Source organism: Pseudomonas sp. CFBP 13710, from assembly GCF_014842235.1.
In the GTDB taxonomy this organism is placed as follows: domain Bacteria; phylum Pseudomonadota; class Gammaproteobacteria; order Pseudomonadales; family Pseudomonadaceae; genus Aquipseudomonas; species Aquipseudomonas baltica.
Genome location: NZ_JACYVJ010000001.1, coordinates 97,058 through 110,856 on the forward strand (window position 1 = coordinate 97,058; position 13,799 = coordinate 110,856).

8 protein-coding genes are annotated in these 13,799 nt (G+C 65.2%); 5 read left to right on the forward strand and 3 right to left on the reverse strand.

Features of this window, described 5'->3' with window-relative positions; translation table 11 throughout:
• Window positions 1-9: 9 nt before the first annotated feature.
• On the forward strand, window positions 10-2,178 hold the full coding sequence (locus IFT44_RS00480) for a condensation domain-containing protein (RefSeq protein ID WP_192175222.1): 2,169 nt from the start codon (window positions 10-12) through the stop codon (window positions 2,176-2,178).
• 437 nt (window positions 2,179-2,615) lie between these two features.
• Here the strand turns inward: IFT44_RS00480 and basC are convergent, their stop codons facing one another.
• Both basC and IFT44_RS00490 read right to left on the reverse strand, forming a co-directional pair.
• The gene (gene basC / locus IFT44_RS00485; protein WP_192175223.1) at window positions 2,616-3,935 is read right to left on the reverse strand and encodes a putative histamine N-monooxygenase; all 1,320 of its coding nucleotides are present in this window, start codon (window positions 3,933-3,935) and stop codon (window positions 2,616-2,618) included.
• A 61-nt stretch (window positions 3,936-3,996) separates the two neighbouring features.
• Window positions 3,997-8,355, reverse strand: a complete 4,359-nt coding sequence (locus IFT44_RS00490) for an amino acid adenylation domain-containing protein (protein WP_192175224.1) — start codon at window positions 8,353-8,355, stop codon at window positions 3,997-3,999.
• Window positions 8,356-8,472: 117 nt separating this feature from the next.
• On the opposite strand from IFT44_RS00490, the gene IFT44_RS00495 reads away from it, so the two are divergent.
• From IFT44_RS00495 to IFT44_RS00510, 4 genes are all read left to right on the forward strand, one after another.
• Complete coding sequence (locus IFT44_RS00495; protein WP_192054382.1) at window positions 8,473-9,648, forward strand: isochorismate synthase; 1,176 nt, start codon at window positions 8,473-8,475, stop codon at window positions 9,646-9,648.
• Window positions 9,649-9,676: 28 nt separating this feature from the next.
• Window positions 9,677-11,512: a (2,3-dihydroxybenzoyl)adenylate synthase gene (locus tag IFT44_RS00500; protein WP_192175225.1), complete on the forward strand. Its 1,836-nt coding sequence runs from the start codon at window positions 9,677-9,679 to the stop codon at window positions 11,510-11,512.
• A gap of 62 nt (window positions 11,513-11,574) precedes the next feature.
• Window positions 11,575-12,801, forward strand: a complete 1,227-nt coding sequence (locus IFT44_RS00505) for a histidine decarboxylase (protein ID WP_192175226.1) — start codon at window positions 11,575-11,577, stop codon at window positions 12,799-12,801.
• 58 nt (window positions 12,802-12,859) lie between these two features.
• Complete coding sequence (locus IFT44_RS00510) at window positions 12,860-13,177, forward strand: isochorismate lyase (protein ID WP_199861450.1); 318 nt, start codon at window positions 12,860-12,862, stop codon at window positions 13,175-13,177.
• Window positions 13,178-13,293: 116 nt separating this feature from the next.
• On the opposite strand, the gene IFT44_RS00515 is transcribed toward IFT44_RS00510, so the two are convergent.
• Window positions 13,294-13,788 (reverse strand): DUF1543 domain-containing protein, encoded by a 495-nt coding sequence (locus IFT44_RS00515; protein WP_192054387.1) that lies wholly within the window; start codon window positions 13,786-13,788, stop codon window positions 13,294-13,296.
• Window positions 13,789-13,799 lie beyond the last annotated feature (11 nt).

Below are 13,799 nucleotides of genomic sequence, written 5' to 3' on the forward strand. Positions count from 1 at the left end.
CTTATTTCCATGATGGAAACCCGTCCTGACAACGTATTGCAGACGCCGCTTACGCCCCATGAAGAGCAGGCGTGGCTGCTCCAGCAGCAGTATCCCGAGCAGATCCGCAAGCATTTCTGCGCCTGGTCGCTGGGCTGCGCATTCGATACCCAGCGCCTGGAGTCCGCCCTGAGGGCGGTCATCGATGCACTGCCGGCGCTCAATGCCCGTTATCTGTTCGACGATGAAGGCGAGTTGCGCAAGGTCACGGCCGAGGATTGGCAAGCCTGTGTCGCCGTGCTGCACGTCGATACTCAGGCGCAGGCAGGCGACCTGCTGCTGGCCCGTCAGGCGTCGCCCTGGGACGCCGAAACCCAGGCGCCGCTCGCTGCCCTGGTGATCCAGACCGGGCAGGGCGTGATCCTCGGGTTCGTGCTGCATGAGGTGCTGGACCAGACCTGTCGCGAAGACGACCTGTATCGACTGGTCCTGGATGCCTACGACGGTCGTCCCGTGGGCGTGCCGCACCTGCCGTGGCTGATGCGCCAGGCCACCGACAGCCCACCGCTGGCTTCGCCATCGGCCGACCCCCAGGTGTCGAACGATGCCGACGCCATGGCCGCGCTGATCCTCGGCGAGTTCCGCAACACGCTGGCGGAGCCGGGCATGACGCTGGAAGACGACTTCTTCGAATTTGGTGGCCATTCCCTGCTGGCGACGCGAATCATCGGCAAACTTGCAGACAGCCACGGCGTGGAGGTGGACTTCAACGACTTCTTCAGCGCGTCCACGGCGGGCGCGCTGGCACAACGGGCACGTCGCCGCGAACAGCGTGCATTGGCCGCTGCAGTGGCCTCGTCGACACCTGTGCGAACCGCCCCTTTCGCACCGGCGCAGGCGTCGCTCGGGCGTGCGTACGCCGCCTTCGATTTCGGCACGATCTTCAACCTGCCGTTCGCCGTGGCGTTTCGCGAACCGGTCGACGAGGCCGTTTTCGAGCAGGCCTTCCACGATCTGGTCGAGCGCCATGCCAGCCTGCGCACGACCTTTCATTTCGATGAAGGCGAACCCTACCAGCGGCAGGTACCCCTCGAGCGCTTGAGCCAGTACCGCTGGTTCTGGTCCAGTCAGCACAGCGAGGGTGCCAGCCTGGCCAGCGAAGCGGGGCATGTTTTCGACCTGTCCCGCGAGCTGCCGATGCGCGTGCGCTTCCTGCGTGACGGGCAACAGGCGGGGCAAACGCTTTCGCTACTCGTCCACCACATGGCCATCGACGAGTGGTCGCTCAACGTGCTGATGCAGGACCTGAGCCAGGCCTACGCCGCGCGCGCCGCCGACCGGGTGCCGGTCTGGCACGAGCCGGCGCCGGCCTTTCACGAGTACGCCACGCACGCTCGAATTGCCGGCATCGACCCACGGCACCTGGCCTACTGGACCGACATGCTGGGCGATGCCACGCGCGGCCTGCAGTTGCCTGACCAAGCCGGTGCGGCCGGCGCGCGTGCGAGCGAATCCGGCATCCAGGCACAATGGTTCGAGATCACCCCGAGCCAGGCGCTGACCGATGGCCTGCAGCGGTTTGCCAGGCACAACAGTGCTTCCCTGTTCGGCGTGCTGTACACCGCCATTGCCTTGGCCTTGCACAAGGTCGGCGGCCTCGAGGAACTGGTGATCGGTACCTCGGCTTCCGGACGCACCGATCCGGCCTACTACAACACGGTCGGCTACTTCACCACCATGGTCGCCCATCGCGTGCGCTTCGATGCGCAGCAGGCACTGGGGTCTATGGTCGAGACAGTCAGCAGCCTGATCAATGATTCCATGGCCTACGCCGACGTGCCGCTGGAGCAGATCCAGCAGGCATTGGGAATGACGCCTGCGGACGGCCTGCTGTTCGACGTCTACATTCAGATCCACGCCAACAACGCCTTGAATGGCGCGCTGCGTGGGGCCGACGGCGAAGCGATCCGCTATCGGCAGGTCGACCCGGAAAAGAGCCAGTCGATGTTCGGCATGCAGTTCGAAATCATGGAAAACATGTTTGAGGGCCAGCGCTCGTTGCGACTGGTCGTCACCTATCAGACTGCCCGCTACAGCGCCATGCAGATGGACCGTGTCAGCCGCGCAATCGAGCAGGTGTTGACCGCGTTCACTGACAGGGAAGGAGCAAAAGCATCAGTGGGGCAGTTGAGCGTCTAGCGCCGTCCCCTGTAGGAGCGGTCATCGGCCGCGAAGGGTTCACCGCGGTGTATCAGGCTAACCGCGGTGTCCTTTTCGCGGCCACGGACCGCTCCTACGGATGTTGTGCGATTCCCTGTGGGAGCGGTCACCGGCCGCGAAGGGTTCACTCCGGTGTGTCAGGCGGACCGCGGTGTCCTTTTCGCGGCCACTGACCGTTCCTACGGATGTAGTGCGATTCCCTGTGGGAGCGGTCATCGGCCGCGAAGGGTTCACCGCGGTGTGTCAGGCTGACCGCGGTGTCCTTTTCGGGGCCACGGACCGCTCCTACGGATGTAGCGCGACTCACTGTAGGAGCGGTCATCGGCCGCGAAGGGTTCACTGCGGTGTGTCAGGCTGACCGCGGTGTCCTTTTCGCGGCCACGGACCGCTCCTACGGAGGGGTGCGATGGCGCGGTTCAGTCCTGATGCATGCCGTAGCGCTGGAAAGACGAGCGTTTCGGCAGTCGGTAGCGGGCGCGCCCCAGCAGTTGGTTGACGATGGTGGCGTTGCGCGTCGGGGCGATGCCCAGGTCGGGTGAGCCGACGCCGTGCTGAAAGATTTCCGCGTTCTGGATGAAGATCTTGCCGACGCCGTCGTCACGGCGGCGCGCGGTGAAATCCGCCTGCACCACGCAGTCACCATAGCTGTCGGTGTCCAGCAGTGTGTCCTTGAGCCGTTCGAACCACTGCGGCCAGGTGTGCCGGTAGCCCGTCGCCGCAACGATAGCGTCCGCTTCGAGGGTGCCGGTCTGGTCCAGTTCACGGTGCCGGTAGGCGATACGCAGTGCGCCGTGAACATCCTCCACACGCTGCACATCGCAGTTCGACAGCAAGGTCAGCCCTGGGTCACGCCCGCCGATGGAGCGCTCGTAGATCAGGTCGTACAAGGCGCCGATGGTCGAAAAACTGATGCCCTTGTACAGCAGCCCTTGCCCGGCAACGACTTCGCGCCGTCGCTCGGGCGCCAGACTATGGAAGTAGTCCATATAGGCAGGGGTGAAGCATTCCTGGCCCAGCTTTGAGTATTCCATCGGATGAAAGCCCGGCGAGCGCGTGATCCAGCGGATCGAGGCGCCTGCCGCGACCCGCGCCGGCGTCAGTTCGCTGAACAGTGCCAGTACACATTCCGCTGCGCTTTGCCCGGAACCGATGACGGTAACCTGCCGGCACTCGGCCAGCTCCGCCTGGCGTTTGCCGAATTGCGCCGAGTGCATGATCGGCGCAGTGCTCCTGACCTGTGCCCACTGGGGCAGCAGGGGCTGGGTGCCGATGCCTACGGCCAGGTGTCGGCTGCGGTAATGACGCTTGAACCCCGAGATCGACTGGCTCTGGATCAGGAAGCGCTGGGTGTCGGCGTCATGGGTCACCTCGCAGACTTCCTCGTCGAAACGGCAGGCACCCAGGCGCTGCGCTGCCCAGCGGCAGTAGTGGTCGTATTCCAGCCGAGGTACCTGGAAGTTGTCGTAGTAATAGAACGCGTGCAGCCGATCGTGGTGATGCAGGTAATTGAGGTAGCTCAACGGGTGGGTTGGATCGGCCATGGTCACCAGGTCCGCAAGAAAGGGCACCTGCAAGGTGGTGCCGGGAAGGAGCAGGCCCTCGTGCCAGCGAAACTCGCTCTTGCGTTCCAGGAACAGATGACTCACCTCGGGGTGGCCATCGAGCAGCGCGGCCAGGCCCAGATTGAACGGGCCGATGCCTATGCCCGCAATGTCTATCGTCGTTACATCCGTCATCCCGTCTCTCCATGAGCATTGTCGGGTGGGCGCGACGCCGTTGCAGGGCGCCGCATTCGATTCAGTCGGTCAGCGTGGCTGCGCTCCTGGCGAGCAGGCGCTGCACGTCGTGGGCGTTACGGCACTGCAGCAGTTGGCCGGGCGACAACGTCACTGCGAAACGCTCGCGTAGCCCGGCCGCAATGGCTTTCAGGTGCTGTGGTCGCAAGCCCAGGCTAATGAAGTGGGTGGTAACGTCGTCGGCATGCTGCGCCGGGCGGCCCAACACGCTCAGGTAGACCTGCAGCACGGACAGCGCCAGCGTGTCGGCAGCCGGCGACGACTCGGTGGCCGGTACGGCGAGCAGCGCGCGTGCCTGCCGGCGGTCGACCTTGCCGTTCTGCGACAGCGGCAGCTGGTTGACGGCCAGCAGGCGCGTTGGCAGGTGCGAAGGCTGCAGGTGTTCGCGGGCGTAATTGCGCACTTGGACGACGCTGACTGGCGGCATGCCGGCAGCGCTCACATACAGCACGCCGAGGTTGGTTTCGCCCTGGCTGGAGTCCTGGTAATCCACTACCAGCACCTGGCACAGCGCAGGATGGTTGCTCAGGACCTTCTCGACATCGGGCAGCGAGACGCGCACGCCGCGCACTTTCACATAGCCGTTGACCCGGCTGTCGAAGATCAGCGTGCCATCACTGCGGTAGCGTCCGCGGTCACCGCTGCGGAAGGCCCTGATCGGTTGTCCCTGTTCATCGCCGACCGTGATGAAATCGGTCTGCGCGTATTCGCCGCCTTCCAGATAACCGAGCGCCAGGTTCACGCCCGCGGTATGGATACGCCCCACAACGCCCGGCGGGCAATGCCGGCCGTGGTCATCGAGCAGCAGATAACGGTTGCCCGGCAACGGCTCGCCGTAGGGAATCAGCGTGCGGTCGTCGTTGCCGATCTCGTGCCAGATGCTCCAGATGGTGGTTTCGGTGGGCCCGCCCAGGGAGATCAGGCGGGCGTGCGGCAGGCATTCGCGCAACTGGGCGATCACCACCGGCTTGATGTAGTCGCCACCCTGGGCGATCAGGCGCAGGCTGCGCAGGTCATGCTCGCCGCGACCGGCCAGGAGCATTTCCACGATCGCTGGTACCGAACACCAGAGGCTGACCCGATGCTCGGCGATCAACTGGTTCCAACGCACCGCGTCCTTGTCCTCGCTCACCGCCGGCAGCACCAGCGTGGCTCCGGCGCTGAGGCTGCCGAAGACGTCGAACAGCGACATGTCGTGGTGCAGCGGCGTCACTGACATGAGCACGTCGTTCTGGCTGACTTGCCACCGCGCCAGCGTGCTGCCGATGACGTTGGCGGTCGCGCGGTTGTTCAGCACCACGCATTTGGGTTGGCCCGTGGTCCCCGAGGTGTACAGATAATAGGCGGGCGCTTCACTCAGGGAAAAATCGGGCAACGACACGGGGAAGGGCGCGTGCTTGGCGAGCAGCTCGGCCATGATGGCCATCGGCTGTTCGATGGGTTCGAGATCGGCCAGCACGACCAGATCAGGTTGGCAGTTGTCCAGCAGGTAGCGGCGGCGTTGCTCGGGTGCTTGAGCATCGATGGGCACCCAGATCACACCCGTCAGCGCGCAGGCCAGAGTCAGCATCGTGTGCTCCGGGCTGCGCGGCAGACAGATCGCGACCACGTGACCGCGCGTGAGGCCTCGGGCCTGCAAGGCGGCGATCACCCGTGCCACGCCGTCGCCCAGTTCGGCGTAGCTCAGCCGCCGGGATCCGCAGATGAGTGCAGTGCGGGTGTTGTCGGCATCGAAAACCTGCTCGGCGATGTGGGCCAGGAAAGGTGTCTGGCAGGCATCGCGCTCGGGGCTGTTGCGGCGATAGTGGGCGGTGTCGAGCAGCGGCGCCGTTTCCAGGGTGAAGCTGTCGTGGGCGGCGATCTGGCTGACGGCGTCGTCCAGCATGCGCAGAATGTCGCTGACTTGCGCCGAATCCATCACCTCGTGCGCATAGTCGATATCGACCCGCAGCGAGCCTTGGGCGTCGGTCGACAGGCGAATGTCCATGGCCACCTGCGGCGTCTGGGTCAGCCCGCCGTGCAGGCCCATGGCGCTGTCGGCTGGCGTCACCGGCCACGACAGGCCGCTGGTGATCACCACCGGCAACACCGGCCCCGGACCGTGGCGCTCGAACAGCAAACGAGTCAGGTCGACACCGGAATACGCCAGGCGCTGCAGTCCCTCCAGCACATCCACCTGCAGCGCCTTGGCACGTTCGGTGAACGGTCGCCGATCGGCAATCCAGTTGATGGCGATAAAGCTCGAGTGGTTGGCCAGGTCGGCGCTGCGGGTTGGCGCGACCGGCAGGGCGACGCACAGATCGCCCTCGTCGAGCCAGTGCGAGAGCACTTCCAGAACCACCGCCATCAGTGCGGAATTCTTGAACAGGCGCTGTTGTGCGGCCCGTCGGCTCAGCGCTGCAAAGCGCGATTGGGGCACCCGCAGACTCTGCCGTTGGTAGCGAGACGGACCAGCCTGGGCAAGCGGTCGTTTCCACGGCAGGCAGGGCGGCCCGCTGACCGCCGCAAGCTTCTCGCGCCAGTAGGCCATGTCTGCCTTGCGTTGCTCGTTCGCGGCCGGTGCTGGCAGCGGGGCCGCTGCTGCCGAGGGCTGCTCGGGCGTGCCGGTGAACAACTCCACCAGCAACGCTGCGATGGAGTGGCCGTCCACAATCAGGGCGTCCATGCGCACGAACACGACGTGCTGGTCCTGCGCCAGTTCGAACAGCGTGACGTTCCACGGCGCCGCGTGCAGGCCGAACACGGCATGTGCGTAAGCTTCGCGGCGCTCTTCCACCTCGCGCAGGCCATCGCTCAGGGGCAAGTGGCGCAGGTCGATTTCATCCAGATGGGGCTCGGCCACATCGCTGACGTACTGCACGCAGCGCTGGGCATCGATGTGGGTACGCAGGCTCGGGTGGCGCCGGACCATGTCGGCCAGGCGGGCACGCAGCACGGCTGTGTCGATGTGCCCGCGGTATTCGCGAAATTCTTGCATGGCCACGCCGCCCAGCGGCATGTGCGCGCCGCGCCCCAGCAGGTAGGCCTGCTGCAAAGCGTTCAACGGGCGTCGGGCCGGCGGCGACGACAGGGGTTGATCCAGGCGGGTCGGATCGGCGGCAACCGCTTGCACCCGCGCGACGAAGCGCTCGAACAGAGGGGACACCCAGGCCAGCGGCAGGGCATCGACACGGATGTCCCAGTTGATCGAAAGCCCTTGGTCGATGTGAGCGACCTGAACGTCCAGGGCCACCTGCGGACCTTGGGAGATCACCCAGTTCATCGGGCCGAACGCCCGCCGCACACGTTCGGAGAACAGCTCGCCCTTGCTGCGCTCCAACGCAGCGGTGAAGACCACCGGCGCCAGTTGCGCCGAGCCCGTATGCCGCGACAGGTCGCGCATCAGGTCGACGCCGGAATAGGCGCAGTGCTCCAGGGCCTGGATCAGGCTGTCACCCAGCTGTCGGCACAGAGTCGCGGGACTGCTGGCGTCGGCCATCTCCACGTCGACGATCAGCACGTTGGCGAATTCGCCGATGATGCCCTGCACCTGGGGCTGCACCGGCGCGCGCCAGAAGCTGGGGACATTGAGGCGAAAGCGTGGATCGCCGGTGCGCTCGCCCAGCACCGACGCGAACAGCCCCAGCATCAGGCTGGACAGGGTCAGTCGGCGCTCCCGCGCCAGCTTCTGCAGGGCCTGGTAGTGCCCGGCGTCGAGCCAGGTATGCAGGCGCTGGCTGTGCGGCTGCGCTGCGCTTGATTCGAGCAGGGGCAGGGTTGGGGCGGGCGCGATGTGGTCCAGGCGCTGGCGCCACCAGTGGCGATCGCGGTCGCGGGCAGCCTTCACCGCAGGGTCTGCCCGCAAGGTGTCCAGCCACTGGAAAAACGTCGGCGGCGTCGAAGCCGGCTGCTCGGGTGCTTCGTAACCGACGGCCAGGTCTTCCATCAGCGTGGGAAAACTGGACGGGTCGATGGCGATCATGTCGCTGTCGACGTGCAGGCGGAAGCGATTCTCGGGCAGCAGGCTGACGCCCACGCGCAGCCCGCCGACGTCTACCAGATCCAGCTGCTGATGGGTCCAGGCTTCGCGTTTGCGCTGTAGCGCCTGTTGCAATTGCACGGCCGGCAGATCGCTCAAGTCGTCGACTTCAAGCGCCGGCCCGCGCGCCGTTGGCGGGGTGTGTTGCAAGCCCTCGGGGCTGACCCGCAGGCGCAGCATGGGGTGACGGCTACAGGCATCTTGCAGCGCCGAGCGCAGGCGTTCGAGGTCGATTCCAGCGCCATCGAACTCGGCGTACAGGTGAGCTGACACGCTCCCCAAGGCCGCATGAGCAGTACGCCCGATCCAGCAGGCGGCTTGCATCGAAGTTAACTCTCGCATGGCTCACTCGTCTCACATGATTGACAACGTTCCGTTTATGTCGTCACCATTAGAAACAATAATCATTCACATTCGCAATTAAAACTTACATTCCAGGGCAGGGAGGCGACACCTCAGATGAGATCAGCCATCGTCAGGGCGACTGCGCCGCAAGACGTGCAACACGTTGTGCAAGATGACAATTTTTCGTTCATGTCGGGTCAGCGCGAGTTGCGTGCCCGCGGGCTGGCACAGCGCATCGAGACTCCGGCGGTGGGCGGGCAGGACGCGCAGGGTCGCTTCCAGCAAGCCATCCAGCGCGCTTTCGAGCAGGCGCGAAAGGCCGGGCAGGCCGTGCCGATGGTGGTCGGTGCGATTCCCTTCGACCCGTCCGAAGCGTCGTGCCTCTACGTTCCGGAGCAGGCGCAGTGGCACGACTTGGAGCCGGGCGGGGCGGGTACGCCGAGCCCCATGCCGTCGTTGCTGGAGCAGCGCAACCTGCCCGACCAGCACGCGTTCATGCGCTCGGTCGAGCACGCCGTGGCCAACTTCGGCTACAGCGACGTGCGCAAGGCGGTGCTGTCGGTGCAGCGCGAACTGGTGTTCAGCCAGGCCATCGACGTGAATGCCCTGGCCCATAACCTGCGGGTGCAGAACCCGAGCGGTTATCACTTTCGCGTGCCCATGGCCGACGGCGCCACCCTGCTGGGCGTGAGCCCCGAGTTGCTGGTGCGCAAGCACGGCGCCTCGTTCGTTTCCAATCCGCTGGCCGGTTCGGCCAAGCGACTGACCGATGCCGACGCCGATCGACGCAATGCCCAGTGGTTGTCCGAATCGGACAAGGACCACTACGAGCATGGCTTCGTCACCGCAGACATCGCCGCGCGGGTCAGCGAGCTGTGCACCCGGCTGGACGTACCGCCGCGGCCTTCGCTGATCAGCACCCCGACCCTCTGGCACCTGTCGACGCGCATCGAAGGCACCCTTGCCGACCCCTCGGTGTCGGCCCTGCAACTGGCCTGTCGCCTGCATCCCACGCCTGCCGTGTGCGGTTTCCCCACCGAATTGGCGCGGCGTCTGATTCGTTTCGTCGAACCCACCGAGCGCGGCCTGTTCACCGGAATGGTCGGCTGGTGCGACGCCCAGGGCAACGGCGAATGGGTCGTGACCATTCGCTGCGGCACGGTTTCAGGCCCGCGGGTCAGGCTGTTCGCCGGCGCCGGCATCGTCGAAGCCTCGCAACCGGCGGCGGAATGGGCCGAGGTCCAGACCAAGCTGCGCACCATGCTCCAGGCGTGCGGACTGCACGCGTGATTTCCCCTTCCTCATGACGAGTGAAACCATGACTATCGAATTCACCCGCTGGCCACAGGACCGTGCCCAGGCCTACCGCGACCTCGGCTACTGGCTCGACCGGCCACTGACGCGGATCCTCGAAGAGCGCTGCAAGGCACAACCCGACGCACCGGCAATCATCTGTGGCGAGCGCAGCTTCACCTACGCCGAGCTTGACCGCCTTTCGTCCAACCTGGCCTCGCGCCTGGCTGCGCGCGGCCTGGGCCGCGGCGATGCGGCGCTGGTCCAGCTGCCCAACATTGCCGAGTTCTACATTGTATTGTTTGCCTTGTTCAAGGCCGGCATCGTGCCGCTCAACGCGTTGTTCAGCCACCGCAAGCTGGAGCTGGGGGCGTACGTCAAGCAGCTGTCGCCGCAATTGTTGATCGCCTCGCGCGAGCACGAAGTGTTTCGCGATGACAGCTATGAAAGCCTGTTCGAACAAGCGACGGCCCAGCCTCGGGTCGCTCTGTTTCTGGGCGATTCGCGTAACCAGCACAGCCTCGCCCAATGGCTCGAGACGCCGGCCACCGAGCAGGTCGCCTACGCGCCCACAGCCGCCGATGAAGTGGCCCTGTTCCAGTTGTCCGGGGGCAGCACCGGCACGCCCAAATTGATCCCGCGTACCCACAACGACTACCACTACAACGCGCGCGCCTGCGCCGAAGTCTGCTCCCTTACGACACAGACACGCTTTCTGTGTGCCCTGCCGGCCGCGCACAATTTCCTGCTCAGCTCGCCAGGCGCGCTGGGCGTGTTTCACGCCGGTGGCTGCGTGATCATGGCCGACAACCCCGAGCCGCTGGCGTGCTTCGCCCTCATCCAGCGGCATGCGGTCAATACCGTGGCTCTGGTACCCAGTGCCGTGGCCCTGTGGCTGCAGGCCGCGCCTCAGCACCGCCCGCAGCTGCAGTCGCTGCACCACCTGCAGGTGGGCGGCGCGGTGTTCGCCGACTCGTTGGCGCGCCAGGTGCCGACGGTGCTGGGCTGCCAGTTGCAGCAGGTGTTCGGCATGGCCGAAGGGTTGATCAACTACACCCGGCTGGACGACAGCGACGAGCAGGTGTTCACCACCCAGGGGCGTCCGGTCAGCCTCGGCGATGAAATCCGGATCGTCGACGAGCAGGGCGCCGAGGTGCCCACCGGCGAGACGGGAATGCTCGCCACCCGAGGCCCGTATACCTTCTGCGGCTATTACAACAGCCCGGAGCAGAACGCCCAGGCGTTCGACGAACAGGGCTATTACTATTCCGGCGACCTGGTGCAGCGCCTGCCCAGCGGTGATCTGCGCGTGGTCGGCCGTATCAAGGATCAGGTCAATCGTGGTGGCGAGAAGATCGCTTCCGAAGAGATCGAAAACCTCATCGTGCTGCACCCGGACGTGACCCATGCCGGGCTGGTGGCAATGCCGGACCAGGCCCTGGGCGAGAAGAGCTGCGCGTTCGTGGTCAGCCGCGATCCGACGCTCAAGGCGCCCGCGCTGCGCCGTCACCTGCTGGCGCTGGGCATCGCCGAATACAAGTTGCCCGATCGCATTCGGATGATCCCGAGCATGCCGTTGACGGCCGTGGGCAAGATCGACAAGAAGCGGCTGCGCCAGCTGCTGGCGGTGGAAGACAACCGCAGCTGGCTGCAGACACGTCTGCTGCAACTGATCGAGGACGGTGACGCCCTCGACCCTCAGGAGAATCTGATTTTCTACGGGCTGGATTCCCTCCAGGTGATGCGCCTGGCGGCCGAGCTCAAGGAGCGCGGCGTGGCCGTGAGCTTCGAGGAACTGGCCACCGAACCGACCCTGGCCAACTGGTGGGCACTGGTCGAGAGCCGTCAGAAAGCTGCCTGATTCAAACGGCGAGCCGTGCCGGCGCAGTGCGGCTCGCCTGGTCATTCCAGAAAGGATCCACGATGACATTGTCTACTGCCGACACCGCTCGACTCGATGATTTCTGGCGACACTGCCTGGAGCATCAATTCTTCAATATTGGCTACCCGGAAAATGCCGATTTCGACTACAGCACGCTGGAGCGCTTCCTGCGCTTTTCCATCAACAATTGCGGCGACTGGGGCGAACACAGCAACTACGTGCTCAACTCCTTCGACTTCGAAAAAGACGTCATGGCGTACTTCGCCGACCTGTTCGACATTCGCCGCGAGGACAGCTGGGGCTATGTCACCAACGGCGGCACCGAGGGCAACATGTTCGGTTGCTACCTGGCACGGGAGCTGTTTCCCGATGGCACCTTGTACTATTCGCGGGACACCCACTATTCGGTGGCCAAGATCGTCAAGCTGCTGCGCATCAAATGCCGCGCCGTGGACGCGCTGCCCAATGGTGAGATCGACTATGACGACTTGCTGGCGAAGATCGCAGCGGACGGGGAAAGGCACCCGATCATCTTCGCCAACATCGGCACGACCATGCGCGGCGCCGTCGACGATATCGCCATCATCCAGGCGCGTCTGCAACAGGCCGGTATTGCGCGGCGCGACTACTACCTGCACGCCGATGCCGCGCTGAGCGGGATGATTCTGCCGTTCGTGGATACGCCGCAGCCGTTCACCTTTGCCGCTGGTATCGATTCGATCTGCGTATCCGGGCACAAGATGATCGGCTCGCCGATTCCCTGCGGCATCGTCGTGGCCAAACGCAGGAACGTCGAGCGCATCTCGGTGGAGGTGGACTACATTTCGGCGAGCGACAAGACCATCAGCGGTTCGCGCAACGGCCACACGCCGATGATCATGTGGGCGGCGCTGCGCACCCATTCGCCAGCCCAGTGGCGCCGCCGGGTCGCGCACAGCCTGAAGAGCGCCCAATACGCGGTCAATCGGTTGCGTGCCGGCGGAATCGACGCGTGGCGCAACCCGAACTCCATCACTGTGGTGTTTCCCTGCCCCTCGCCGGGCATTGCCCGCAAGTACGGCCTGGCCACCTCGGGTGATACCGCGCACCTGATCACCACGCCGCATCACCGCGACACCCGGGTCATCGATGCGCTGATCGACGAGGTGATCGCCGAGGCGCGTCCGGAGGCCTGGCGCGCCACCTTGCAGCGAAGCTGGCACGCGAACACCCAACTGCCGCCACGCAGCACGTCCTGGGGCGGCGGAGCCAGGCTCGACGGGCGGTGATGACCGGCTCATGGCGTGACACGTTGCCCATTCCACCTGAAGAACGAGGGAGACCATCTTGAATCAGCCACCCACACCCCAGGACTGTGCCAACCTGGAAGACATCCGTTGCGGCATCGACTGGCACGACCGGCAGATCTTCGACGCCCTGGTGCAGCGTTTGCAGTACGTCAAGGCCGCAGCGCAATTCAAACCCAGCGAGCAATCGATCCCGGCACCCGAGCGAGTTGCTGCCATGCTCGAACAGCGCCTGGAATGGGCCGCTTTGGCAAGCTTCGACCCGGCGTTCACCGAGGCACTGTTCGAACGGATCATCCACTGGAACATCCAGCAGCAGATCGCCCACTGGCGCACGACCCGAGCGCCCAACGCCTGATCCACTGCGGCGCCCTCTTCGCGGGCAGAGCCCGCTCCCACAGGGGATTAGCGCATCCTTTCCCCTGTGGGAGCGGGCTCTGCCCGCGAAGGGCGCACTGCGGTCCGCCTGATGTTCTACGGCAGCACGATGTATTCGTTGCGCTGTTGAATGCCTTGGTGGGGCCCCTCGACCAGGTGCACGTAACGACCGCCGACCTGGTCGATCGGCACGCAATCGTCCACGTCCAAGACGGCGTCGGTGTGAGGCTGGCGCCAGTGTTCGAGGCACTGGCGACGGGCGCAGCTCTTGGCATCGCGCGCCGTGTGCGCCACCACCAGCAGGTAGTGGTGTGCTTCGCCGAACGACTGCGCCTCGTAGCCACCAAGATTGATCACATACAGCCGCGGCATGCCGGCGCCAGGCGCCAGCGGGCTGAACTCGACCTTCCACTGTTCGACCCCGTCCACCGCCATCCAGGCATCGACGTGCAAACCTTTCTGACTGCCGAACCAGTCTGCCCTCAGCTGCGGGTAAGTCGCTTCGAGCGAATCGGCAACGGCGCAGGCGATATCGTGCACTTCGATGCGCGCCTTGGGGTGCTTGCCGCCAAGCAGAACGACGTAGAGCATGGGTCGGGGTC

Bases quoted from the DNA above. Each gene is read 5' to 3' on its own strand.
- IFT44_RS00515 (WP_192054387.1), bottom strand. From the start codon at position 13,788: ATGCTCTACGTCGTTCTGCTTGGCGGCAAGCACCCCAAGGCGCGCATC.
- IFT44_RS00500 (WP_192175225.1), top strand. From the start codon at position 9,677: ATGACTATCGAATTCACCCGCTGGCCACAGGACCGTGCCCAGGCCTAC.
- IFT44_RS00490 (WP_192175224.1), bottom strand. From the start codon at position 8,355: ATGCGAGAGTTAACTTCGATGCAAGCCGCCTGCTGGATCGGGCGTACT.
- IFT44_RS00495 (WP_192054382.1), top strand. From the start codon at position 8,473: ATGAGATCAGCCATCGTCAGGGCGACTGCGCCGCAAGACGTGCAACAC.
- IFT44_RS00505 (WP_192175226.1), top strand. From the start codon at position 11,575: ATGACATTGTCTACTGCCGACACCGCTCGACTCGATGATTTCTGGCGA.
- IFT44_RS00480 (WP_192175222.1), top strand. From the start codon at position 10: ATGATGGAAACCCGTCCTGACAACGTATTGCAGACGCCGCTTACGCCC.
- basC (WP_192175223.1), bottom strand. From the start codon at position 3,935: ATGACGGATGTAACGACGATAGACATTGCGGGCATAGGCATCGGCCCG.